Here is a 24,910-nt window from a genome sequence, read left to right as displayed (position 1 = left end):
GAGTTATTCATGTCAACTACCGTCATTATTCTTGCTGCAGGCAAAGGAACGCGTATGCGTTCTCAGCTTCCTAAAGTATTACAACCTTTAGCGGGTCGCCCACTTTTAGGACATGTCATTCAAACAGCAAAAAAAATACACGCAGAAAATATTATTACGATTTATGGACATGGTGGTGACCACGTCAAACAAACTTTTGCACAAGAAAATATTGGGTGGGTTGAACAAGCAGAACAACTAGGTACAGGTCATGCGGTACAAATGACCTTACCCGTACTTCCTAAAGACGGTATTTCATTAATTCTTTATGGTGATGTACCTTTAGTACGTCAAACAACGCTAGAGCAACTTGTTGAAGTTTCAAGTAAAACGGGCATTGGCATGATTACTTTACATGTCGACAACCCAACAGGTTATGGTCGTATCGTTCGTCAAGAAGGTAAGATTCAAGCGATTGTTGAACATAAAGATGCAACAGAAGCTCAGCGTCAGATTCAAGAAATCAATACAGGCATCTACTGTGTTAGCAATGCAAAACTTCATGAGTGGTTGCCTAAACTTTCAAATGAAAATGCGCAAGGCGAATATTATCTAACTGACATCGTAGCAATGGCTGTTGCAGATGGTCTAGAAATCGCATCTATTCAACCAGAACTCGCTTTTGAAGTTGAAGGCGTCAATGACCGCTTACAACTTGCTGCACTTGAACGTGAGTTCCAGCAACAGCAAGCAAAAGAGCTTATGCAACAAGGCGTAACTTTTGCAGACCCTGCACGCTTTGACTTACGCGGTTCTGTGAAAGTTGGACATGACGTTCGTATTGACGTAAATGTGATTATTGAAGGTGACTGTGAACTGGGCGATTTTGTAGAAATCGGCGCTGGTTGTATTTTAAAGAATACCAAAATTGCAGCAGGCACTAAGGTTCAAGCCTATAGCGTTTTTGATGGTGCAGTAGTTGGTGAAAATGCTCAAATTGGACCATTTGCACGCTTACGCCCAGGCGCTAAATTGGCAAATGAAGTACATATCGGCAACTTTGTTGAAGTTAAAAACACAACGATTGGATTGGGTAGTAAAGCCAACCATTTCACCTACTTAGGTGATGCAGAAATCGGTGCTGAATCGAATATTGGGGCAGGTACGATTACTTGTAATTACGACGGTGCAAATAAACACAAAACCACTATTGGCGATGCCGTTTTTATCGGTTCTAATAGCTCGCTGGTTGCTCCGGTAACCATTGGGAATGGCGCAACAGTTGGTGCGGGTTCTGTGATTACGAAAGATGTAGCCGAACAAAGTCTCTCCTTTGAACGTGCGCAACAAATTTCAAAAGCAAATTATCAACGTCCCCAAAAGCTGAAGAAATAAGAGGATTGAAGTATGTGTGGTATCGTCGGAGGCGTTGCAGAACGTTGTGTAACTGAGATTTTAATTGAAGGTTTAAAACGTCTTGAATACCGCGGTTATGATTCTGCGGGTGTTGCTTTACTGAATAACCAACAAATTTTACGTGAGCGTCGTGTAGGTAAAGTAATCAATCTTGCCGATGCAGTTGCTGAACACCAGCTTACAGGGGCTATCGGGATTGCACATACCCGTTGGGCAACACACGGTAAACCAACTGAAAACAATGCTCACCCGCATATGTCTGGTAAGGTTGCTGTTGTACATAACGGTATCATTGAAAACTACCAAGAATTAAAAGATGACCTTCAAGCTTTAGGTTACGTTTTTACTTCTCAAACAGATACTGAAGTTGTTGCACACTTAGTTGCTGAAGCATTAAAAAGTACAGATAGCCTTTTAGAAGCTGTTGAAACTGTTGTACCTCAGCTTAAAGGTGCTTACGCGCTAGGTATTATCCACAGCGATTATCCAGATGAACTGATTACTGTACGTGAAGGCTCACCTTTAGTCATTGGTGTAGGTATTGGTGAAAACTTTATTAGTTCAGACCAACTTGCACTTTTACCAGTGACTAACCGCTTTATGTACCTAGAAGAAGGCGATATTGCACGTCTTACACGTACTTCAATTGAAGTATTTGCAAATGGCGAGCGCGTTGAGCGTCCAGTGCGAGAGCTTGATGCAACCGTAAGCAGTGCATCAAAAGGTGAATACAAGCACTACATGCTCAAAGAAATTTATGAGCAACCAGAAGCAATCAAGCAAACGATTTCTCAAGCGCTTGATGGCAATAGCTTACGTGATGATTTCCTGAAAAATGCTGATGCAGATTTCAACAAAATTCAAAGCGTACAAATCATTGCTTGTGGTACAAGTTACCACTCAGGAATGATTGCGAAATATTGGTTTGAGCAACTGATTGGTGTGCCTTGCCAAGTTGAAATCGCAAGTGAATTCCGCTATCGCACTCCTGTAATTGTCGAAAATACACTTTATATTTGTATTTCACAGTCAGGTGAAACTGCCGATACTTTAGCTGCACTACGTGAAACTCAAAAGCGTGCGAAAGCAAACAATATCAATATTCAGACTTTGACTATCTGTAACGTTGCTACGTCTTCAATGGTTCGTGAAACCGATCATCACTTATTGACGCTTGCTGGTCCTGAAATTGGTGTTGCATCAACTAAAGCGTTTACGACTCAGCTCGCTGCGCTTATGTTGTTAATCTTGAAAATTGGTCAAGTGAAACAACGTATTAGCCCTGCTCTGCTTGAAGAGATTACACGTGAGTTATGGCACAGCCCGAAAGTTATTCTTGATACGCTTAAAAATGACCCAGAAATTTTGCGTTTGTCTGAATTATTCGTTGAAAAAAATCACTGCTTATTCTTAGGCCGTGGTACGAATTATCCAATCGCATTGGAAGGCGCATTAAAGCTAAAAGAAATTTCATATATTCATGCAGAAGGCTATGCAGCGGGCGAGTTAAAACACGGCCCATTGGCACTTGTTGATAGCGAAATGCCAATCGTGATTCTTGCTCCAAATGATGAAATGCTTGATAAGCTAAAATCAAATATGGAAGAAGTTCAGGCACGTGGTGGTGAGTTATTTGTTTTTGCTGATGAAAATAGCGGAATCAATGAAAAAGACCGTCAACACGTTGTGCATATTCCAGCAGTAAACGAATGGCTCGCTCCAATCGTTTATAGCGTGCCAGTTCAGTTGTTGTCTTATCACGTTGCTGTATTACGTGGTACGGACGTTGACCAGCCACGTAACTTGGCGAAGTCAGTAACTGTAGAATAATAATCAGACATGCTATCTATGCCATAAAAGGTGTAGATCGCTTCTGTTGATTAGAAAGCCCGACATGCATTAATTGCCTATCGGGCTTTTTTATTGCTTTCATACCGCTACACAGAAGCTTTCTCACGAAAGAAAAACCAGTTTGATAGTAAAGCCCCTATAGGACCCTGCGTCACAATGGACTTTTACTTTTGCGCTGATTTAAAGTTTGAGAGATCATTGCGACACAGAGATAAAGGAGCTAAGCGAACTTAGCCCATTTCATTTTTGTCGCAGCGTTGAATGCTGCTGAACAAGTTAGGGGCAAAGTCCTGTGGGAGATCAGGACTTTGCAAACTGGTGTGTTTTAAACGTTGCACGATTTGAGGTGAATACACTTGCGCAAGCTGTTGGCAAACACAATTACAACTGGCTTGCATGTGTTCACCTGACAAGCAAATTCTTTTAAATTCTTGCTGAGCATTGGCTTCATCATTTGTAATACTATAAGCACCGACCACAAGGTTTAAAACTAATATAAATTTATGAAGTTTCATATTATTCTCATGATTATTTATATCTTCAAATAAAATAAAAATATGATCAATCTTAATATTAAAATAATTTTTTAAATGACAATCAACCCTCCCACAAATATAGGAAAATAAAATAATTAAAATTTTAAAATAAAAATAATTTACAAATTTTAAAAATCAGGTTGTAAGAATCCCAATTTTAAATAAATAAAATTATTAACTGAGAGAGAAAATGAGTTTAAATAGTGGCATGGCCAACTCCTTAAAAATGGAGTCCTACCACCAAATCACCGTCAATTGATTAGGGTGGCAGGACGAAAGAGGGTTGACAGACTAGACCTAGCGACCAGCACGCGCGAACGCGTCCCCCTTCCGCCCTACCATAGAGAAAAAGGGGGCACAAAGGTTTCCACATGGGAAATACTGAGTAAGTATAACCCATTTGCTAAGTACGGTCTGTCAAAACCGGCTGGCAATGTAGGCCAGCAACGAGATATTAATCGGTATAATAAAGTACGTCAATTTATTTTAATGAAAAATTTTAAATATAATAATTTTATTCATATTTAAATAATATTATTTTCTTTATTATATTTACGGCTTTTAATTAAATTTAAAATATAAACTTGAGTTATATATATTTGGTTAATAAAATAGATTGATCATTAATTCTAATTTAACAATTAATATAAATACGTCTAAGATGAGAAAAGTTAAGTATAAAAAATATCTTAATCTAGGTACTCTGAGCTTAGAGTTTTGTGATTGAGATTTTTTGACAGTGACTCTAAAAGTTAGATCAAGTTATTTTGAGTTTTTATAGCCATAAATCTGATTATAAAATTGAAATACTTATAAATTTCATATACTTTAAATTGTTTAAAATTCACTCAAAAATAGTAACAATAAGATAGGTAAAACATGATTTCTTTAGAGCTTTTCATTACATTTTTAATTACTACAATTATTTTTGCTTATATTCCGGGTCCAGCCATGCTTTATACGGCTGCACAGACGCTTTCTCGCGGTAGGAAATCTGGTTTGATGGCAGCATTTGGAATTTTCTTAGGAGGTTGTTTTCATATCATTGCAGCCTCTTTAGGCTTAACGACTATCTTTCAAATTATTCCAAAACTCTATGATATTATTAAGATTTTAGGTGCTTTGTATTTAGTTTGGTTAGGCATTAAATTAATTAGATCTACCTCGTCCCCTACTGTTCAACAAAATGTTGAAAATGGTCAATTATCTTTAAAGCAGAGCATTCTGGTCGAAGTTTTAAACCCTAAAACCGCTATTTTTTATATCGCATTTTTACCTCAATTTATTAATACCTCATTAGATTTTCCAGTTTGGTCTCAATTCATCATTCTGGGGCTGATTGTGAATCTAATCTTTGTTTCTGCTGATATTGTTTGTGTGTTTTTAGCCAATTACATTAGCCAAAAATTAACTAAATCAAAGAAGCCCCAAAAATCTATGTCAGTTATGGGTGGACTCATTTTTATGGGGCTAGGCGTTTTTCTTGGCTTTAAAAACCAGTAGTTTCTACGGGTAAATGTTTACCTAACAAAGAAAAAGTCACGTCCGCAACTTCCAACGGATCTGAGCTGGTCCAAATAATATGATTTCCCTCATTTGGACTTTCAGAACTTAAATGATATTGATTGAGCTGCCGAATTAATTGCGCTGTTACAGCTTCCGAAGGCTCAATAATTTGTATATCACGACCTACAATTTCCTGAATCGTATCTAAGACAAATGGATAGTGTGTACATCCTAAAATAATCGTATCGACTTTTTGCTCGACTAACGGCGCCAAAATATTTTCTAAATAATCCTTAACTTCCGCGGTATGTGCTTTGCCCGTTTCGATTTTTTCGGCCAAACCAATACAAGGTATTAAAGACACTTTGATATTTTGTGCGTAAGTTTCGATTAAATTCTTGAGATTTTTTCCCTTAACCGTCGTTGCAGTTGCCAAAACCGCAATATGTTTACTTTGAGTGATTGCCACTGCGGGTTTTACGGCCGGTTCTATTGCAATAAGTGGAACACTAATTTGTGCTCTAATCGTTTCAATCGCTACTGCCGTCATGGTGTTACAAGCAACCACAATCGCTTTGCACTTCCCGTCATTTATAAGATTTGAGATTAAGTGAGTGGTTCGTGAAACAATCCAGTCGCTTTCTTTGTCTCCATACGGGACATATTTCGAATCAGCGAAATAGATAATGTCTTCATTCGGAAGTGCCTGCCGAATGTGCTTAAAGAGAGACAGCCCACCTAAACCAGAATCAATCATTCCAATCGGGTTGTTATTGTTATTCATGGTTTATCCTGCATTTCATATATTTAGAAAAATTCTTTCATGGTTGCTAAGTCTGTTAGCACGACTTTGGGCTGAATGGTTTTTAATTTTTCAGGCGATGTATAACCCCAACCTACCGCAGCAAAATCAATGCCTGCTTTATGTGCAGCTTCGCCATCAGTGGTTTGGTCGCCAACATAAATTGCTTGGTTTTTACTTACATCCAAAATGTTGAGCACACGCCTAATTCTTTTTGCCTTACCAAATATAGACGAGCCACCATCAATATGAGCAAAAAGCTCACATAGCTCTGCACCAAGAAGACTTTGACAGTTTTCTTTAGAGTTTGAAGTAATAATTGCGAGCGTATAGCCTCGATTGTGGAGTTCTATTAGCTGATCCCGCATTCCTTCAAACATGTTAACTTCTTGATCTCTTTCTTTCATTAAGCGAATGAAATCCTTAGCTATCCAAGGTAGTTTCCATCTGGAGACTTTCATCTCTTTCATAATTTCTTTTGGTGAAAGATGTTTGTACTGCTCTACTTCATGTAGCTCTACAGATTTAAATTTATGCTTCTTGGCAAGCTGATTTAAAGCACCTAAAAAGAAGCTAAAGGAGTCGACTAAAGTACCGTCCATATCAAAAATAATAGCTTGGTATTCTTTTAAAGATTTTTCCATTTTAAAGTTCTGAAATAAAATATATTTTTTATAATTATATTCTGTTTTCTATCAGTTTTTAAATCAGGCCCAACGAGGACCTGACCTAAATTTCGAATTTTGTTTTAAGCTGCAGCTTTTTGTTCCTTAATCCAATTTTTAATACGTGCATCCAGAATATTTAAAGGCAATGTTCCTGCATTTAAAATCATGTCATGGAATGCTTTGATGTCAAAACGGTCTCCAAGCTCCTGTTTGGCTAGCTCTCTTAGCTCTAAAATTTTTAGTTGTCCCATCTTATATGCTAATGCTTGGGCAGGAATAGCAATATAGCGGTCTGCCTCTGCCTGAATATCTGGTTCATCTAACGCAGAATGTTCTCGCATAAAATCAATCATTTGCTGACGGGTCCATTTTTTATAATGCACGCCAGTGTCAACCACTAAACGACAAGCACGGAACAACTCACTCGATAGTCTTCCATAGTCTGAAAGCGGGTCTTTATAGAAACCCACATCTTTGCCCAATTGCTCTGCGTAAAGTGCCCATCCTTCAATATAGGCGGTGTGATTCGGCTGCTTTCGGAACATCGGCAAATTTGGCAGGTTTTGGGCAATATCAATCTGCATATGGTGGCCGGGAATTGCTTCATGGTAAGCAGTCGCTTCCATGGATATGTTGGAACGTTCAGAGAAGTCACCAGTATTTACATACACCTGTCCGGGACGTGAACCATCAGGTGTGCCTTGGTGATACTCCGCACCTGCCGCTTCTTTTTCTCGATATTGCTCTACAGGTAAAACTTCGACTTTATTTTTGGGTAATAAACCAAACAGCTTCGGCAACTCTGGTTGCATTTGCGCAATATACCCACGATAAATTTCTAAAATTTCTTCACGAGATTTTGGGAAAACCGCTGGATTTGTTTTTAATGATTGTTGGAAACTTTTTAAGTCATTGAAACCTTGCGCTTTGGCAATTTTCAACATTTCCGCTTCTATGCGAGCAACTTCTTTTAACCCGAGCTGATGAATATTTTCAGGGCTTTCAGAAGTTGTCGTATTGTTTTCTACATAAAAGCGATAGAGCTCGTCACCGTTTGGCAAGCTCCATATACCCTCGTGTTGTCGTCCATAGGGTAAGTAATCTTTCTGAATAAACGTCCCGAGTTTTTGATAAGCAGGTCGAACATTTTGATCTATGGCCTGTAGTATTTCACGGCTTAAACGCTCTTGTTCTGCTTTTGAAATGCTTTTTGGAAATTGCTTTAATGGAGAAGCAAACACACTGTCCTTCCCTGCGGGAGTTGCAATGCTATTAATCTGCTTTGCCACCTTTTCAATTAAATATTTGGGTGGCATCAAACCATCTTTTTGTCCTTGTTTCGCTAACTGAATACCTTGATCAAGAATAAGAGGAATTTGTTTTAAACGAGAAATATAGTCTTGATATTGCTTAGCATTATCAAATGGAATCGAACTAATAAATCCCGGAAATTGTAAATGTAGCCCCCACATTTGATTAAAAGGCATCTCATACAATTTCAAATCATAATTTTTAAGTGTTTCTTTCAACTGATAAATCATTAAGTCTTTATTTAATTGATCAGTTGCTGAAAATCCTGTGCTATCAATTGCTTCAAAACGTTTTAAAAAATCTTGAGTGCTTTTTTTATCTTTCTCGATCTGATTTTTTGAAAGCTCGGTCCATCGATTGTTGTAGCGTAAATCTCCTAAAACGGTTGCAGTTTCAGGACTATTTTTCAAAGTATATTCCCATTGTTCTTGTAAAAGCTGGTTTAAAGCTTTCACCCGAACAGAGACATTACTGTTTTGTTTAGATTGTGATTTTTCGATGGTATTTGTATTTATTTCGGGGGTTGCAGCATTAGAAGAATGAGACATCCAAAATAAAACACTGATACAAGCAAAATGTAAGGTTCTGTTTTTCATTTAATTATCCAGAAATATTTAACAAAGGTTAAAATAAAGACAAAACAAATTACGTGCCAAGCAGCATATAAAATGGTGTAAAAATCGAGTATTTTTTTAACTCAATGATTTTATAAATTAATTTTCTTTTTAATTATATTATTTATAGTTGCTATCTATATTCCACATCTGACTTTAATAGACCAAGAACTTAAAAAAAAGTGCACATGAACGATCTCAGTGCACTTTTGAATTTCTACATTAAAAATTGTTTCTCAAGAAAACAAATATTGATAAACAATATAGGCAGCCAACTTTGCAGTTCTATTGTCCAAATCAAATTTTGGATTGCACTCAGCAATATCTAACAGTTGAATTTTGCCAGTCTCTTGAATATGCTTAAAAATCGCTTCAAAAGTCGCTAAATCAATTCCTTTTACAGCTGGCGCACTGACCCCCGGTGCAACCGCAGCCGCGAAGACATCTAAATCAATCGTAACGTACAAACAGTCTACTTTTTCAATAAAAGCATCAACCGCTGCAAGCACGTTGTTTAGGTTAAAAATATTAACCTCATGATCTCGTACATATGAACAATTTAGAGCATCGGCTGTATCAAATAAAATTTTAGTATTGGCATGGTTGGCGACCCCAATACATAAATAATTAAATTGTTTTTGATGCTGTTCTGAAAGTCGAGCTGCCTGTAAGAAAGGTGTTCCAGAGGTAGCATGCTCTGCTTCACGCAAATCGAAATGGGCATCGAAATTAATAATGCCTATTTTTTTATCTGGCGCGTGGGCTTGTATATATTGGAACAGACCACTAAAGCTACCAAATGCAACTTCATGTCCTCCGCCCAATACAATCGGCTTTAAACCATTTTGCAAGCTGTTTGCGACTTGTTCAGCTAACTCAGTTTGGGCTTGCTCTAAATTGTCATATTCGCAGGTCACTGTACCCAAATCGACAATACTGACTGGACGATGAATAGGTAAATTGGCAAGCTGGTTACGGATTGCATCTGGCGCATCGGCAGCCCCGACGCGACCTTTATTACGTTTCACGCCTTCATCAGAGCTAAAACCAATCAGCGCAAATTCGGCATGTTGGGTCTTGTTGATAATATGATGAATACGTTGGTGTGCTTCACCTTCGCCATCATGGCGGCCTTGCCATTTAAATGTGTGATTCATGGTGATACCGTTTAAAAAATAACTTCTTGTCCATGCTGAATTACTCGCTTAGGCAAATCTCCGCCAAGCCAGTAAACTATTTCAGATGGATGCTCAATATCCCAAGCAACAAAGTCAGCGACTTTACCCTGCTCTAAACTGCCGTGTGTTTGCTCTAAACCGAGCGCTTGTGCAGCATGAATGGTGACACCCGCTAATGCTTGCTCAGGCGTTAAGCGAAAAAGTGTACTGCCCATGTTGAGCATTAAACGTAAAGAAAGTGCTGGAGATGTTCCCGGATTTAAATCACTCGACAGCGCAATACGCACGCCATGTTTAATGAGACTTTCAATCGGTGGATATTGTGTTTCACGCAATAAATAAAAGGCACCCGGTAATAACACCGCAACCGTGCCCGACTCTGCCATGGCTTTAACATCATCTTCGGTCATGTACTCTAAATGGTCAGCCGACAAAGCATGATAACGTGCTGCCAAACTTGAGCCACCTAGCGATGAGAGCTGCTCAGCATGAAGCTTAACCGGTAGATTCAAAGACTGTGCTGTTTTAAAAACACGTTCAACCTGAGCTGGTGAAAATGCCAAATGCTCACAGAATGCATCTACTGCATCGACTAAACCTTCAGCATGCAGTTTAGGCAACATCTCTGTACAGATATGCTCGATATAAGCATCGCTTTGGTCTTTGTACTCTGGCGGTAACGCATGTGCAGCCAAGCAAGTGCTTTTTACCGTCATTGGTAAAGCTTCACCAATTTGACGGATCACACGCAGCATCTTGCGCTCATTTTCGTAATTGAGTCCGTAGCCAGATTTGATCTCGATGGTTGTAACGCCGTCTTGTTGCATACAGCGAATACGTTTCAGGGCTGAGCTTAGTAATTGTTCTTCGCTGGCTTCACGCGTTGCACGTACTGTACTGGCAATGCCACCACCGCTTGCTGCAATTTCAGCATAGCTCACACCTTGTAAGCGCTTTTCGAACTCAACACTACGGTTGCCACCAAATACACTATGTGTATGACAGTCGATGAATCCTGGAGTTACCCAAGCTCCTTTTAAATCAACTGTTTCGGAATATGTGTCGGCAGGAAGTTGTTGTTGTTTTCCAATCCAGTGAATCAGATGCCCTTCTGTGACGATTGCAGCATCTTCAATGTAGGAATATTGCCCATTTTGCATGGTCGCAATATGGCAGTTTTGCCAAAGTTTTTTCATTCGCCTATCCTCGAAACTGCCCAATCGTTAAACCATTGGGCAGTTCATTTGTTAGCTTTCTATCTCGATATTATGCGGGACTGAATTATTTTGCTTTCCCAAATCTTGCTGAGGTTTTACCCAAATACGATAAGCAATCATTAACAGAACAAGCCATGTGATTCCGACATAAATTGCAGGACGCGAGTCTGGGAAATATCCCATCATGACTAAAATGAACGCCATAAAACCAATTGCAAAAGCAGGAGCATATGGCCAACCAATGACTGGGAAATCCAATGCCTTAATTTCAGCAGTAGATAATTTACGGCGCATCGCAACTTGTGAAAGCAAGATCATGAGCCACACCCAAACCGTTGCAAATGTTGCAATTGATGCAATGATCATGAATACATTTTCAGGAATCAGGTAGTTCAGCACTACACCAATTAATAGCACGCCAGCCATAACCACTACAGTCATCCATGGCACACCATTACGTGATAATTTCTGGAAAATTCGAGGTGCTTGACCACGATTCGCCATGCCATAAAGCATACGACCGGCACCAAATACATCACTATTGATTGCTGAAACTGCCGCGGTAATGACTACAATATTTAGAATTGTAGCTGCTGATTGAATGCCTAAGTTCTCAAAAATCTGTACGAAAGGACTACCTTGGCTACCGATCTGGTTCCATGGGAAAATCGACATCAGTACAAAAATGGTCAGTACATAGAAAAGTAAAATACGTACTGGAACAGCATTAATTGCTTTTGGTAAAGTGGTTTTCGGATCTTGTGATTCACCTGCTGTAATACCAATAATTTCGATACCACCGAAAGCAAATACAACTACAGATAAACAAGCAATCAAACCTGCAATACCATGTGGCATAAAGCCATCATAAATCCATAAGTTTTGAATGCCCGGTACCACGCTGCTATGGTCAGCATGGAAGCCGTAGAACATTAAGCCTATTCCGCCTAAAATCATGGCAACAATGGCACTCACTTTGATGATAGACAGCCAAAATTCGAGCTCACCAAAGACTTTTACATGAATCAGGTTAATCGCACCTAAGAACATAATGAGAGACAAAATCCAGATCCACCGTGGCACATCGGGATACCAGAACCCCATATAAATACCAAAAGCAGTGACATCGGCCAAAGCCACAATGATCATCTCAAAAACATAAGTCCATCCTGTGGTAAAACCTGCCAAAGGACCAATGTACTGCGAAGCATAGTGGCTAAACGAGCCAGAAACTGGGTTTTGGACAGCCATTTCACCCAGTGCACGCATCACGATATAAATTGCAATCCCTGCAACGATATACGCAAGTAATACTGAAGGCCCTGCCATTTTAATGGCAGTTGCCGAACCATAGAAAAGCCCAGTTCCAATTGCTGAGCCTAATGCCAAGAAACGAATGTGGCGAGTGTTCAACCCCCGCTGTAGTGTGGAGCTTTGCGACATTATAATCTCCAATCCTTGAGGATATTTAGTTAGATTCGGCCACTCCATGTGACCGTTTTTTCAATCACACTTCAGATAAACTAGGGAGTAGTTTTGGAATGAGTAACTCGTTTAGGCAACCACTCGCGAGTAACTCACTTGCCTGCTCAATATCAGGAGCAAAGAAACGGTCTTCACTGTAGTAAGGCACTTGAGCGCGCAAGATTTTACGAGCTTGTTCAAGTTTAGGCGAGCTTTTTAAGCCTTCACGGAAGTCTAGACCCTGACAAGCGCCTAACCATTCAACAGCTAAAATGCCACGGACGTTGTCAGCCATATACCAAAGACGTTTACCAGCATTCGGAGCCATTGATACATGGTCTTCCTGATTCGCTGAAGTTGGCAAGCTATCCACACTTGCCGGATGTGCAAGTGCTTTGTTGTCACTTGCAAGAGCAGCAGCAGTTACTTGGGCAATCATAAAGCCTGAGTTAACACCACCATTTGCTACTAAGAACGGTGGAAGTTGTGACATGTGACGGTCCATCATCATCGAAATACGACGTTCAGACAGTGAACCAATTTCTGCAATTGCCAATGCTAAGTTGTCGGCCGCCATTGCTACAGGTTCTGCATGGAAGTTACCACCAGAAATCACATCACCTTGTTCAGCAAAAACAAGCGGGTTATCAGATACAGCATTTGCTTCAATTTCTAGTACTTCAGCAGCCTGACGGATTTGGGTTAAACATGCACCCATTACCTGTGGTTGGCAACGTAATGAATACGGGTCTTGAACTTTGCTACAGTCTTCGTGCGAATGTGCAATTTCACTTGAGTCTGTTAATAGATCACGATAAGCCGCAGCCACATCAATTTGGCCACGTTGACCACGTACTTCATGAATACGCGCATCGAATGGTGCACGTGAACCCAGCATTGCTTCAACGCTTAAGCCACCACAAACTGTTGCAGCTGCAAATAAATCTTCCGCTTCAAATAAGCCGCGTAAAGCATAAGCGGTTGAAACTTGTGTACCATTTAAAAGTGCTAAACCTTCTTTAGCTGCTAAAGAAATCGGTTCTAAACCTGCAACTTTTAAAGCTTCAACTGCTGGTAACCATTCACCTTTATAACGCGCTTTACTCTCACCCAATAAAATTAGGGACATATGTGCAAGTGGTGCTAAGTCACCTGATGCACCTACTGAACCTTTAAGAGGAATATGCGGATAAACCTCAGCATTAATTAAAGCCAACAAAGCATCAATGACTTTACGGCGAATACCAGAGAAACCACGCGCCAAGCTATTTGCTTTCAATAGAATAATTAAACGAACCATTGCATCATCAAGTGCTTCACCTACACCTGCCGCATGCGAGAGAACTAATGAACGCTGTAATTTTTCTAAATCTTCAGGAGCAATCTTGGTCGAAGCAAGTAAACCAAAACCAGTATTAATGCCGTAAGCTGTACGCCCTTCATTTACAATCTGCTCTACACAAGCCACACTTGCATTGATTGCAGATGAAGCACTTTCATCTAATTTAACTTTAATTGGGTTGAGGTAAGCTTGACGTAAATCGGCTAAGGTTAGTTTTCCCGGTTGGATCAGTAATTCCATGTTGGCTTCCTAATTTTTTGCACTATATTCTGCTGAGACGGTGCTTTTCACAATTGCAAAAAGCACCGCCAGTTCTTCCGTGTATTTTTATTGCGTGATCATTGGCAAGTGTAGGCCTTGCTCTTTCGCACAGTTAATCGCAATCTCATAACCTGCATCGGCATGACGCATAACACCTGTTGCAGGGTCATTGGTCAGTACGCGAGCAATACGTGCAGCAGCTTCATCTGTACCATCACACACAATCACAACGCCTGAGTGTTGAGAGAAGCCCATACCTACACCACCACCGTGATGTAAAGACACCCAAGTTGCGCCGCCTGCTGTATTGAGCAACGCGTTTAATAAGGGCCAGTCTGATACTGCGTCTGATCCGTCTTGCATTGCTTCGGTTTCACGGTTTGGACTCGCAACCGAACCTGAGTCTAAATGGTCACGGCCAATCACAACTGGAGCTGATAATTCACCGCTACGAACCATTTCGTTAAATGCCAAACCAAGTTTTGCACGTAAGCCTAGACCAACCCAGCAAATACGCGCTGGTAAACCTTGGAAGCTAATACGTTCACGTGCCATGTCTAACCAGTGATGTAAATGTTCATCATCAGGAATTAACTCTTTAACTTTTGCATCTGTTTTATAAATGTCTTCTGGGTCACCAGAAAGCGCAGCCCAACGGAATGGACCAATACCACGGCAGAACAATGGACGGATGTATGCAGGTACGAAGCCAGGGAAATCAAAAGCGTTTGCTACGCCTTCATCTTTCGCCATTTGACGGATGTTGTTGCCATAGTCAAATGTTGGGACACCCATTTTTTGGAAATCAAGCATTGCTTGTACGTGCTTCGCCATCGACTGTTTTGCAGCTTTTACAACAGCTTCTGGTTCGGTTTTCGCACGTGCACGGTATTCATCCCAAGTCCAACCTACTGGTAAGTAGCCATTAAGGGGATCGTGCGCACTTGTTTGGTCAGTCACCATGTCTGGACGTACACCACGACGTACAAGCTCAGGTAAAATTTCAGCAGCGTTACCATGAAGCGCAATTGAAATTGCTTTACCTTCTTTTGTATAGCGGTCAATACGCGCTAAAGCATCGTCTAAGTCAGTTGCTTGTTCGTCTACATAACGGGTACGTAAACGGAAATCGATACTTGCTTGTTGGCATTCAATGTTTAAAGAACACGCACCTGCAAGTGTTGCAGCTAAAGGCTGAGCACCACCCATACCACCTAAACCAGCAGTAAGAACCCAACGGCCTTTTAGGTCACCGTTGTAGTGTTGGCGACCTGCTTCAACGAATGTTTCGTAAGTACCTTGTACAATACCTTGGCTACCAATGTAGATCCACGAACCTGCTGTCATTTGACCGTACATTGCCAGTGCTTTTGCATCTAACTCGTTGAAGTGTTCCCAGTTTGCCCAGTGCGGTACAAGATTTGAGTTTGCAATTAAAACGCGTGGAGCATCTTTATGAGTTTTAAATACGCCTACTGGCTTACCTGATTGAACTAATAATGTTTCATCAGTTTCAAGATTTTTTAAAGTATCTACAATTTTGTCGAAACATTCCCAGTTTCGTGCTGCACGGCCAATACCACCGTATACAACCAACTCTTTCGGGTTTTCTGCAACGTCCGGATCAAGGTTATTCATCAACATACGTAATGGAGCTTCAGTTAACCAACTTTTAGCCGTCAATTCAGTGCCGCGTGGCGCACGAATTTCTACATCACGAAATTTTGTTGTCATTGTTGTCACAGGCGGACTCCTTCCTTTGAGCTTACATCAGCAGAACATCACTTGTTTCTGCATTTGTATAGTAATGTATTAACTTGTATATACATCCATATACTACACAAATATTTTTTGGCGTGAAGAGGGTGACTCATATTTTTTTGAAAAAATTGAATAAGCTAATGAATTAAATTAATTTATTTTTGTATCTAGCAGAAAAAAAGCACATATCTTTTCACTAGACATGTGCTTTCAAAGAAGCAAATCACTTAAGTTTTAACGTTGAATTAGCTCAATAACATAACAACTGTTTGGCTGATTTTGCGTAAAATGAACCGATGTTACCCCACTATTTTTTTCAATTTTTAAAGTCTCAGTAGCAGCAATCTGAAAGGAATGATCATCAACATTTACTTCCGTTTCAGCGCCCTGATTAAAAATAAAAATCAGGTCTGCCGAGCTAATAAATGTCTGCTCCGCCGCATCATTCAACCGCTGAAAACGGGCATGGAACTTTGCAGGATCATAAATTAAATTTAAATCTCGAATTGCACCGTCAACCAGTTCACTTTGGACATGACTTTCACCGTCAAAAGCAAAAATATCGCCTTGGTTTAGCGTTTTGACAGGAAGATCATCGACATGCAATACCATACCCTGCCCATCGAGTACGCTAATAATGCGCTGCTTACTGGGAAATAGTGAAAATGGTCCGGAAGTGGTCACATCTGCCATCGAAATACGCCAATCGAAATCAGCTTCACCTTGGCTTCTGGCAATTTCCAAAGTAAAACCCGCACCATTTTTCCAAAGCATTTTTGTATATTGATCGGCCCTGATCAATTCAATCATGGGTTAAATTTCCCTTCGAGATAATAGCGACTACCCGGATAGATCAAACGCGCACTTGAAATGAGTTGTTTATTTGACCATGTACGGCGACGAATGAGTAAGCATGGCTCAGCTTTAGTAATCTTCAACCACTTACACTCTTGAGGAGATGCTAAAACGGCCTCAACAATGTGTTCACCTTCCGTCACGGGTGCTTTTGCCATGAGATAAGCATTAGGCGTAATGGTTTTAAAATCTTGTTCTAAATAATCTGGAATCAATGCTGCATCAACCAGACGATCTTCGACCTGAACAGGTACATCATTTTCATAATGCACAATAATCGAGTGAAATAATCTTTGCCCTTCGCGAGTCTGCATTAATACGCTTTGCTCTGCATTTGCATAAATTTGTTCTAAGACTAAAACTTCAGCATGGTGCTTATGGTTTCGTGCAATAATCTCATCGGCAATATTGTTAATCTGAAAAAGTGCAGTTCGGCCTTGCCCTTCAGCAACAAAAGAACCAACGCCTTGAATTCGAACAAGTAAGCCTTCTGTTGTTAACTCACGTAGCGCACGGTTTACCGTCATACGACTACAGCCGAGTTGATTAACGAGTTCACTTTCCGAAGGAATTTTTTTATTTACAGCCCACGAACCTTCATAAATCTTTTGTGAAATCAGCTGTTTTACGCGTTGGTATAGAGGAACTGGACTATCAGTTTCAATCGAAAGCTCAGTATGTTCTTGTTTTGATGTTCTGGGCATAACAAATACTCAAAAAGGCAGCAGGCAAAAAGGTATTTTAGTTGACATGCTATGTATATACAACCACATACAACATGTTAATTTATGAATTAAATAGATTTCAAAAAGTTTAAAAATTAAACATATCTCAATAAGAGCTAATTTAAAGTTTTATGTAGAGAAATTCAAATATATTAGGATTTTATCAATATTTATTTAATAGTTATTTCTGCTAAGTCTATGCTCAATTCAAGGATGTAAAAAGTATCGTCTTTTCTAATTTACGAAATGATGCTTAAAACTTTTATTTAAAATAACTGATCGATAGTATTCTTCTGCCACACAGTATATTAATAAAGCTGGAAGCACATCGAATGCGTAATTATAAAATAGATATTCTTCGAGGAATCTCTATCCTTTTGGTTCTTTTACATCATTTTAATATTCCCTATAAACTCAAAGATACATGGTTAGGTTTTGATTTCTTAGGTGATGCATTTAGCACAGTCATCGCAAGAAACGGAAATTATGGCGTCACCATGTTTTTCGTGATTTCGGGTTTTTTAATTACCCATCACACCTTAAAAAGAGACAAACAATTCTCTGCAATTAACCTCAAACATTTTTATATCCGACGGGCAGCGCGTATTTTACCGTGTCTGGTATTACTCATTTTAGGTGTAAGCATACTTGGTTCATTTGACTTAAAACCCTTTATGAATCAAGCACCGAATGGCATTGAGGTCTCTTATCCACTAACAATTTTTGCGGCTTTAACCTTCTGGATGAATATCCTGATTATTAAATTTGGTTGGGTAAACTACGCTTTGGGGGTGTTGTGGTCACTCTCTGTAGAAGAAGTTTTTTACTTTGTTTTCCCATTATTGTGCCTGCTCACGCGTAGTAATAAGGTATTTATTGCCGTGCTTATTGGAGTAATTTTATACGGACCTTATTTTAGATCTCTACATTTTGGAGAAGAAAGCGGTGCCTATTTATATCATTATTTTTCGAGTTTTGACGGCATAGCGATTGGTTGCTTAACTGCGATATTTTCTCATACATATCGACCAAATTGGACCTATAAAAAACCTCTTTCATGGTTAATTATTTTGAGCATGACCGCTCTATATTTATATGCGCCAATTAAAGAAGTTAGCACATGGGGTATTAGCTTATTTGCTCTTGCCACAAGTTTACTCATTCTGTGTTTTCAGCATCCTTCCGAAACGCAAGCGCATAGCCTATTTACCAAAGTGATGGTCTTGTTGGGGCAAAGAAGTTATGAAACTTATTTGTTTCATCTGGTTGTGCTGGGCCTTATGAAAGTTGCTTTTATTCCCGCCCAAACCGACTCTAGCATCAAAATTATGCTTTTAATTAGCTATCTGGTTTTGACTTTTATCATCAGCGCAGCGATTGAAAAATACTATTCGACTCCGCTCAACAACTATGTTCGAAAGATTTTCATTAAAGATAAATCATAAAAATAAGCCCCTTTAAAATAGGGGCTTATTTAATTAAGCAATCAACATGGTTTCATCATCTTGCTTAAAAGGGTTAGACCAGCTCTGCCAAACTTGTGGCCCTAAAGCCATTTCTTCATCGCTTAACAAGCAACGATCTAAGCGCTGTAGTAACGCTTGCTCATCCATTTGCATACCAATTAAAACCAGTTCCTGACGCGCATCACCTGTGCGGGCATCCCAATTTTTCTTAATTTGTTCAATGCTGGCTAGGTCACTCGGCCAATCTTCTTCTGCAACGGCCGCCCACCAATAACCAGCTAAGCCATGTCGAGCCATTGCACCCGCTTGTGACCATGAATAAGCCAATGTCGGTTCGGCAGCCAACCAGAAAAAGCCTTTGGAACGTACGACTCCCGGCCATTCAGCCTGTACCAAATCATAAAAACGCTCTGGATGAAAAGGTCGACGCGCGCGGTAAACAAAGCTACTAATGCCATACTCTTCAGTCTCTGGCGTATGCTCACCACGTAACTCTTTTAACCAGCCTGGTGCTTGTGCGGCTTCATCAAAATCAAATAGCTGTGTATTTAAGATTTTATCTAAAGCGATGTTTCCAAATTGTGCAATTTCAATTCGGGCACGCGGGTTTAATGTTTTTAAAATGGCGATAAGCTGGTCTTGCTGAGCTTGGTCAATCAAATCAATTTTATTCAGCACAATCACATCACAAAACTCAATCTGATCGATAAGAAGGTCAACCACAGTTCTCTCATCTTGTTCGCCTAATGACTCGCCGCGTTGTTGCAGGGAGTCAACTGAACTGTAATCTTTAAGAAAGTTAAAAGCATCGACTACCGTGACCATGGTGTCGAGTCGAGCAAACTCATTGAGTGAGTTTCCATCTTCATCTTCAAAGGTAAAGGTTTCTGCCACAGGTAAAGGTTCTGAAATGCCAGTTGACTCAATGACTAACTGGTCAAAGCGTCCTTCATCAGCTAAACGTCTTACCTCAACCAATAAATCTTCTCGTAGCGTACAACAGATACAGCCATTACTCATTTCAACCAGCTTTTCATCTGTTCTTGAAAGCTCTGCCCCACCTTCACGTACTAATGCCGCATCAATATTCACCTCAGACATATCATTGACAATCACGGCAATACGGCGGCCTTCACGATTATTTAAAATATGGTTGAGTAATGTGGTCTTTCCTGCACCTAAAAAGCCTGATAAAACAGTGACAGGAAGCTTGGCAAATGAGTTGGCGATTGCAGTGCGCATGGCTTGATCTCTTTGAATAATATTTAAACTGATCATGGCTGGCCATTTAATATGGCCAGATCACAGGCGTAATCTATTTCTAAACCATATTAATGTTATGTTATAACATAACTATTGATCAAGTTTTTATTCCGCTTTTGTTTAGGTCAATTTACTTAGTCGTTGAAAAAATTGCTTTTATAATCCCTGACAAATTGAGGTTTTGTAGTGATGGTCAGGCCCCCATGCACGGAATCCTTGGCTATCAATATGAATTTGTCCTGAAGCATAAACACCTAGTCCCATATTAAGCGCTTGACCTTTTGTGGCCCAAAACTGACAAAGTTTGGTTTTGGTTTGTTGAATATTAAACTGGTCTAAATCACTCGGCTGTTCTGGTCCAATTCGAAAATCAAGCGCTGCATTAAAGACATGTCGAGAAGCATCAGCACCACCTGCACAGCGGTTTAGAGATAACGCTCGGTAGACCAAGTCACTTCAAAATCATTAATTACACCATCCTCAACTAACGCTTTTAAAATAATAAGTGTCGGAACGATATTCGACCAAATCTCACGTGGAGGTACTGCATAAGGCTCAACTCCACATTTTTGCCAATCTCGAGCTGAGCTTAATAATTCATGGTCTGGAACTAAATTGGCAAGCCCTTTTTGCTTAAGAAATTGCTTGTAAGCTTGCACAGACTGTCGATGGTCTGCTGTTGCTAACCACGCAACATACGCCTCGGGTTGAGGCTTTATTCTGGCCACTGTTTTTGTAGGTTGAGGTAAAGTTGTCTGGGTATGCAGAGGAATTGTTGGCTTGGGAGTTTGAGTGCTACATGCTGTGAGAGTTAATAAAATTAAACCTAAATAACGCTTCATAAATATGCTCTATCTTCACCAAAAATGGGAAAATTGCTCATCATTAAATTAATGAAATGTTATATTATAACAATAATAAAATCCTTTAATTTCTGTTGCTAAATTTTAAAAATAAAAAAGGACGTATGAGATACGTCCTTTTTTAAATACAACTCAATAATTTATTAAATATCTGCCTCTAAGGCGCGTATAGACTGCTCAGCTTTTAATTTTCGGCGTTTAAATTGGTACGCCACCATTAAACATAAGATCCAACCAGGAATCATCATGACCGCAACACGCATATCTGGTGTTAAAGACATCACAATCAAAATGCCAAGCATAAATAATATGCATAAATAGTTGCTAAACGGATACATAAAGCTTGGGAACTTCGTTGTTTGTCCTTGGCGCTGCATATATTTGCGGAATTTTAAATGCGTCCATGAAATTACAACCCAGTTAATTACAATCGCTGCAACCACCAGCATCATGAGCAAACCAAATGCTTTTTCAGGGAAAATATAGTTTAACAGTACACATAAAATAGTGACTGCCGCAGAAAGGATTACTGCATTGGTTGGAATACCGCGTTTATTAATACGTGCAAATACTTTTGGTGCATTTCCTTGTTGCGCAAGGCCCAATAGCATACGGCTACTGCAATAACTTGTGCCGTTATAAACTGAAACCGCAGCTGTCAAAATGACAAAGTTCAATAATGTTGCAATGCCTTGGCTATCTAAAGAAGCAAAGACCATCACAAAAGGGCTTCCGCCTTGTGCCATTTGATTCCATGGAAATAGCGAGAATAAAACAAAAAGCGTCGCAATATAGAAAATCAAAATACGGTAAATAATTTGATTCACAGCTTTAGGTAAAGTTTTATCAGGGTCACGCGCTTCAGCCGCAGTAATACCGAAAAGCTCAATACCACCAAAAGCAAAAATAATGACTGCCATCGCCATCACTAAGCCTTCAACGCCAAACGGGAAGAAACCGCCAAGTGCCCAAAGATTGCTGATACTTGCCTGTGGACCTGCTGTGCCTGTTGCAAGTAAATATGAACCAAAGCCAATCATTGCAAGAATTGCTAAAATTTTGACAATAGAAAACCAAAATTCCATTTCGCCAAAAAACTTAACGTGTAGCAAATTAATGCCATTAATTAAGACAAAGAAGGCTAAAGCAGACGCCCACGTCGGAATTTGCGGCCACCAATATTGAATATAAAGACCAATTGCGCTTAGTTCTGCCATACAGACGAGTACATTGAGTACCCAATAGTTCCATCCTGACATGAACCCTGCAAATGGTCCCCAATATTTGTAGGCAAAATGACTAAAAGATCCACTGACTGGCTCTTCTACCACCATTTCGCCAAGCTGACGCATCATTAAAAAAGCAATAAATCCTGCAATGGCATAACCGAGGATGACCGATGGACCTGCTAATTTAATCGATTGTGATATACCAAGAAAAAGCCCTGTGCCAATCGCCCCACCCAATGCAATAAGCTGGATGTGCCGATTACTCAAACCATGTTTCAGGTTTCCTTGCTCTTGTGCTGACATATGATTATTCTCATCCGTGTCACGTAATTTTTTTCCAATAAATTACGTATATCATAAATTGATCAGATTTTCATAGAGATTCATGAAAAAAATAATTGCGTGACTTTTCTCATAAGCGCGAATGAAAACAGAAAATACAAGAAATGACAATTATTATGAAATGTGTAATTAAATTATGTATTGCGTAATTTGATGAATTCAGTATTATAGAGACATGAAGCAATTGGTTGTGCTCGGTCTATATCAAACTCATAAGACAAAAGATGATCTAAGCAAAGGTTAAAACTTATTGAGTAGCTCAGTCCTAGACCGAACTTTTATTTGTATAAGACTCGAGATAAAGACAAGGAAGCGAAAATGGAACAAAAACTAAACTCTTTTATTGAAGTTTCACCTCAATCAGATTTCACTATTCATAATTTGCCTTACGGTGTTTTTAGCAGAGCTAACGAAAGTGAGCGTCAAGTTGGTGTAGCTATTGGTGATTGGGTGATTGATCTCGCTGCTCTTGAAAAGCACGGTCTTTTAAAACTTTCAGAACAAGACACATATTTTAACCAGCCAACACTCAATAAATTTATCGAGTCTGGCAAAGCCAACTGGTCAAAAGTTCGTAACACACTACAGTCTCTTCTCTCGGTTGAAAATTTAACGCTTCAAGAAAATGAAGCATTGCGTCAGGAAGTTTTGGTTAAGCAAGACAGCGTTACGTTGCATTTACCACTTCAAGTACCTGGTTATACCGATTTCTATTCTTCTAAAGAACATGCCACCAATGTAGGCTGTATGTTCCGCGATCCTAAAAATGCCTTACTTCCAAACTGGACTGAATTGCCTGTTGGTTACAATGGCCGTGCTAGCTCTGTGGTAGTCAGTGGCACTCAAGTCGTGCGTCCATCTGGACAAATTAAACTTCCAAATGAAGAGCGTCCAGTTTTCTCAGCTACGCGTAAACTCGACTTTGAACTTGAAACAGCATTTGTTATTGGTAAACCAACCGAGCTTGGCCAGCCAATCTCAATTGAAAATGCGTGGGATCATATTTTTGGAATGGTATTACTCAATGACTGGTCAGCACGCGATATCCAGCAATGGGAATATGTGCCTCTAGGTCCTTTCAATTCAAAATCATTTGCTAGTGCCATCTCACCTTGGATAGTCACACTTGAAGCACTTGAGCCATTTAAAGTGGAAGGCCCAAAACAAGAGCCTAAACCTTTAGCGTATTTACAAGAAAATATCGCGAATAGTTACGACATTAATTTGAGTGTTGAAATTCAAAGCCCGAAATCGACGCAAGCTGATGTGATCTGCAAAACCAATTTTAAATATATGTATTGGTCTATGGCTCAACAGCTTACTCACCACACCATTGGCGGCTGTAATGTTCAGGTTGGCGATTTAATGGGTTCAGGTACCATTTCAGGTTCTACACCAGATTCGTATGGCAGCTTGCTTGAGCTTACATGGAACACCACCAAGCCTTTAACACTTGCCAATGGCGAAACTCGTGGTTTCTTGCAAGACGGCGATACCCTGATCATGAAAGGTCACTGTGAGAAAAATGGTATTCGCATTGGCTTCGGTGAAGTTCGAAATACAGTCCTTCCTGCATTAAATTTCGATTTTGCAGAAACTTCGGAGCCTGACTATGAAGCTGTATAGTTACTTTCGTAGCTCTGCAGCCTACAGAGTACGGATTGGTCTAAACATTAAAGGATTAGCTTATGAGACTGTTCCAGTTCATCTGGTAAAAAACGAACAGCAAAGCGAAGACTATTTAAAGTTAAACCGTAGTGCTCTAGTTCCGACTTTAATTGATGGCGATTTAACCTTGTCTCAATCGTTAAGTATTTTGGAATATCTGGATGAACAATATCCAGAAACCAAATTACTTCCAAGAGATGTGCAAGACAGAGCAAAAGTTCGCGCTTTTGGCCAAGCAATCGCCTGTGATATTCACCCATTAAATAACTTACGCGTACTGAAATACTTAAAAAATGACTTAAATGTTTCAGATGAGCAGAAAAATTATTGGTATCAGCACTGGATTATTGAAGGCTTTCAAAATCTCGAACAGCTACTTCAAGATTCAAATGGACAATTTTGCTTTGGACAACAAGTAACTATTGCCGATTGCTGTCTGATTCCACAGGTCTACAACGCGAAACGCTTCAAGATTGATTTATCTGCGTTTCCAAAAATTGAATCGATTTATCACCATTGTTTGTCTATCCCAGCCTTTTATAACGCGGCGCCAGAACAACAACCAGATTGGGAATAGTAAAAAGGAGTTTTAA

Annotated in this window: 18 protein-coding genes and 2 pseudogenes; 6 read left to right on the top strand and 14 right to left on the bottom strand. The window is 39.7% G+C overall.

The window, feature by feature from the left end:
* The first annotated feature begins 9 nt into the window (after positions 1 to 9).
* Positions 10 to 1,374, top strand: coding sequence for a bifunctional UDP-N-acetylglucosamine diphosphorylase/glucosamine-1-phosphate N-acetyltransferase GlmU (glmU, locus tag HJG58_RS03725; protein ID WP_170247978.1), 1,365 nt, complete (start codon positions 10 to 12; stop codon positions 1,372 to 1,374).
* Positions 1,375 to 1,386: 12 nt separating this feature from the next.
* The gene (glmS, locus tag HJG58_RS03720; protein ID WP_170247977.1) at positions 1,387 to 3,225 is read left to right on the top strand and encodes a glutamine--fructose-6-phosphate transaminase (isomerizing); all 1,839 of its coding nucleotides are present in this window, start codon (positions 1,387 to 1,389) and stop codon (positions 3,223 to 3,225) included.
* Positions 3,226 to 3,466: 241 nt separating this feature from the next.
* Here the strand turns inward: glmS and HJG58_RS03715 are convergent.
* Positions 3,467 to 3,761 (bottom strand): annotated as a pseudogene (locus tag HJG58_RS03715) (hypothetical protein).
* A 900-nt stretch (positions 3,762 to 4,661) separates the two neighbouring features.
* On the opposite strand from HJG58_RS03715, the gene HJG58_RS03710 reads away from it, so the two are divergent.
* Positions 4,662 to 5,285, top strand: a complete 624-nt coding sequence (locus HJG58_RS03710) for a LysE family translocator (protein ID WP_005300472.1) — start codon at positions 4,662 to 4,664, stop codon at positions 5,283 to 5,285.
* On the opposite strand, the gene murI is transcribed toward HJG58_RS03710, so the two are convergent.
* The 10 genes from murI to hutC all read right to left on the bottom strand — a co-directional run bounded on the left by murI (position 5,272) and on the right by hutC (position 17,465).
* Positions 5,272 to 6,072 carry a glutamate racemase gene (murI, locus tag HJG58_RS03705; RefSeq protein WP_170247976.1) on the bottom strand — a complete coding sequence of 267 codons (801 nt, stop codon included), beginning with the start codon at positions 6,070 to 6,072 and terminating at the stop codon, positions 5,272 to 5,274. The genes HJG58_RS03710 and murI overlap by 14 nt on opposite strands.
* 23 nt (positions 6,073 to 6,095) lie before the next feature.
* Positions 6,096 to 6,734, bottom strand: a complete 639-nt coding sequence (locus tag HJG58_RS03700; RefSeq protein WP_170247975.1) for an HAD family hydrolase — start codon at positions 6,732 to 6,734, stop codon at positions 6,096 to 6,098.
* A 104-nt stretch (positions 6,735 to 6,838) separates the two neighbouring features.
* Positions 6,839 to 8,665: a DUF885 domain-containing protein gene (locus tag HJG58_RS03695; protein WP_170247974.1), complete on the bottom strand. Its 1,827-nt coding sequence runs from the start codon at positions 8,663 to 8,665 to the stop codon at positions 6,839 to 6,841.
* Between the two features lie 254 nt (positions 8,666 to 8,919).
* Positions 8,920 to 9,840, bottom strand: coding sequence for a formimidoylglutamase (gene hutG / locus HJG58_RS03690; protein WP_170247973.1), 921 nt, complete (start codon positions 9,838 to 9,840; stop codon positions 8,920 to 8,922).
* Positions 9,841 to 9,851: 11 nt separating this feature from the next.
* Positions 9,852 to 11,057 (bottom strand): imidazolonepropionase, encoded by a 1,206-nt coding sequence (gene hutI, locus HJG58_RS03685; protein ID WP_170247972.1) that lies wholly within the window; start codon positions 11,055 to 11,057, stop codon positions 9,852 to 9,854.
* Between the two features lie 51 nt (positions 11,058 to 11,108).
* Positions 11,109 to 12,521: an amino acid permease gene (locus HJG58_RS03680; RefSeq protein ID WP_170247971.1), complete on the bottom strand. Its 1,413-nt coding sequence runs from the start codon at positions 12,519 to 12,521 to the stop codon at positions 11,109 to 11,111.
* A 64-nt stretch (positions 12,522 to 12,585) separates the two neighbouring features.
* On the bottom strand, positions 12,586 to 14,124 hold the full coding sequence (gene hutH / locus HJG58_RS03675; RefSeq protein ID WP_170247970.1) for a histidine ammonia-lyase: 1,539 nt from the start codon (positions 14,122 to 14,124) through the stop codon (positions 12,586 to 12,588).
* 87 nt (positions 14,125 to 14,211) lie between these two features.
* Positions 14,212 to 15,879 carry a urocanate hydratase gene (gene hutU, locus HJG58_RS03670; RefSeq protein ID WP_080947673.1) on the bottom strand — a complete coding sequence of 556 codons (1,668 nt, stop codon included), beginning with the start codon at positions 15,877 to 15,879 and terminating at the stop codon, positions 14,212 to 14,214.
* A gap of 261 nt (positions 15,880 to 16,140) precedes the next feature.
* Positions 16,141 to 16,716, bottom strand: coding sequence for a HutD/Ves family protein (locus HJG58_RS03665; RefSeq protein ID WP_216076497.1), 576 nt, complete (start codon positions 16,714 to 16,716; stop codon positions 16,141 to 16,143).
* On the bottom strand, positions 16,713 to 17,465 hold the full coding sequence (gene hutC, locus HJG58_RS03660; protein WP_170247969.1) for a histidine utilization repressor: 753 nt from the start codon (positions 17,463 to 17,465) through the stop codon (positions 16,713 to 16,715). The genes HJG58_RS03665 and hutC overlap by 4 nt, the downstream gene beginning before the upstream one ends.
* Positions 17,466 to 17,818: 353 nt before the next feature.
* On the opposite strand from hutC, the gene HJG58_RS03655 reads away from it, so the two are divergent.
* On the top strand, positions 17,819 to 18,931 hold the full coding sequence (locus HJG58_RS03655) for an acyltransferase family protein (protein ID WP_170247968.1): 1,113 nt from the start codon (positions 17,819 to 17,821) through the stop codon (positions 18,929 to 18,931).
* 33 nt (positions 18,932 to 18,964) lie between these two features.
* Here HJG58_RS03655 and zigA read toward each other — a convergent pair whose 3' ends face one another.
* The 3 genes and pseudogenes from zigA to HJG58_RS03640 all read right to left on the bottom strand — a co-directional run bounded on the left by zigA (position 18,965) and on the right by HJG58_RS03640 (position 22,610).
* Positions 18,965 to 20,230 carry a zinc metallochaperone GTPase ZigA gene (gene zigA / locus HJG58_RS03650; protein WP_170247967.1) on the bottom strand — a complete coding sequence of 422 codons (1,266 nt, stop codon included), beginning with the start codon at positions 20,228 to 20,230 and terminating at the stop codon, positions 18,965 to 18,967.
* Between the two features lie 141 nt (positions 20,231 to 20,371).
* Positions 20,372 to 21,057, bottom strand: a pseudogene (zrlA, locus tag HJG58_RS03645) (D-Ala-D-Ala carboxypeptidase ZrlA).
* Between the two features lie 164 nt (positions 21,058 to 21,221).
* The gene (locus HJG58_RS03640) at positions 21,222 to 22,610 is read right to left on the bottom strand and encodes an amino acid permease (protein ID WP_086354959.1); all 1,389 of its coding nucleotides are present in this window, start codon (positions 22,608 to 22,610) and stop codon (positions 21,222 to 21,224) included.
* Between the two features lie 357 nt (positions 22,611 to 22,967).
* On the opposite strand from HJG58_RS03640, the gene fahA reads away from it, so the two are divergent.
* Positions 22,968 to 24,275 carry a fumarylacetoacetase gene (gene fahA / locus HJG58_RS03635; protein WP_170247966.1) on the top strand — a complete coding sequence of 436 codons (1,308 nt, stop codon included), beginning with the start codon at positions 22,968 to 22,970 and terminating at the stop codon, positions 24,273 to 24,275.
* A complete protein-coding gene (gene maiA / locus HJG58_RS03630; protein ID WP_170247965.1) occupies positions 24,262 to 24,894 on the top strand; it encodes a maleylacetoacetate isomerase in 633 nt (210 codons plus the stop codon). Before fahA ends, maiA begins: the two co-directional genes overlap by 14 nt.
* Positions 24,895 to 24,910 lie beyond the last annotated feature (16 nt).

Source organism: Acinetobacter geminorum (assembly GCF_013009345.1).
In the GTDB taxonomy this organism is placed as follows: domain Bacteria; phylum Pseudomonadota; class Gammaproteobacteria; order Pseudomonadales; family Moraxellaceae; genus Acinetobacter; species Acinetobacter geminorum.
The sequence above is the reverse complement of the archived record's forward strand: the minus strand, read 5'-3'. Positions and strand labels throughout refer to the sequence as shown.

Coding starts and splice junctions, on each gene's coding strand:
- fahA (WP_170247966.1), top strand. CDS start 22,968: ATGGAACAAAAACTAAACTCTTTTATTGAAGTTTCACCTCAATCAGAT.
- glmU (WP_170247978.1), top strand. CDS start 10: ATGTCAACTACCGTCATTATTCTTGCTGCAGGCAAAGGAACGCGTATG.
- murI (WP_170247976.1), bottom strand. CDS start 6,072: ATGAATAACAATAACAACCCGATTGGAATGATTGATTCTGGTTTAGGT.
- HJG58_RS03695 (WP_170247974.1), bottom strand. CDS start 8,665: ATGAAAAACAGAACCTTACATTTTGCTTGTATCAGTGTTTTATTTTGG.
- hutU (WP_080947673.1), bottom strand. CDS start 15,879: ATGACAACAAAATTTCGTGATGTAGAAATTCGTGCGCCACGCGGCACT.
- HJG58_RS03700 (WP_170247975.1), bottom strand. CDS start 6,734: ATGGAAAAATCTTTAAAAGAATACCAAGCTATTATTTTTGATATGGAC.
- HJG58_RS03655 (WP_170247968.1), top strand. CDS start 17,819: ATGCGTAATTATAAAATAGATATTCTTCGAGGAATCTCTATCCTTTTG.
- glmS (WP_170247977.1), top strand. CDS start 1,387: ATGTGTGGTATCGTCGGAGGCGTTGCAGAACGTTGTGTAACTGAGATT.
- hutH (WP_170247970.1), bottom strand. CDS start 14,124: ATGGAATTACTGATCCAACCGGGAAAACTAACCTTAGCCGATTTACGT.
- maiA (WP_170247965.1), top strand. CDS start 24,262: ATGAAGCTGTATAGTTACTTTCGTAGCTCTGCAGCCTACAGAGTACGG.
- HJG58_RS03640 (WP_086354959.1), bottom strand. CDS start 22,610: ATGTCAGCACAAGAGCAAGGAAACCTGAAACATGGTTTGAGTAATCGG.
- zigA (WP_170247967.1), bottom strand. CDS start 20,230: ATGATCAGTTTAAATATTATTCAAAGAGATCAAGCCATGCGCACTGCA.
- hutG (WP_170247973.1), bottom strand. CDS start 9,840: ATGAATCACACATTTAAATGGCAAGGCCGCCATGATGGCGAAGGTGAA.
- hutC (WP_170247969.1), bottom strand. CDS start 17,465: ATGCCCAGAACATCAAAACAAGAACATACTGAGCTTTCGATTGAAACT.
- HJG58_RS03680 (WP_170247971.1), bottom strand. CDS start 12,521: ATGTCGCAAAGCTCCACACTACAGCGGGGGTTGAACACTCGCCACATT.
- HJG58_RS03710 (WP_005300472.1), top strand. CDS start 4,662: ATGATTTCTTTAGAGCTTTTCATTACATTTTTAATTACTACAATTATT.
- hutI (WP_170247972.1), bottom strand. CDS start 11,057: ATGAAAAAACTTTGGCAAAACTGCCATATTGCGACCATGCAAAATGGG.
- HJG58_RS03665 (WP_216076497.1), bottom strand. CDS start 16,716: ATGATTGAATTGATCAGGGCCGATCAATATACAAAAATGCTTTGGAAA.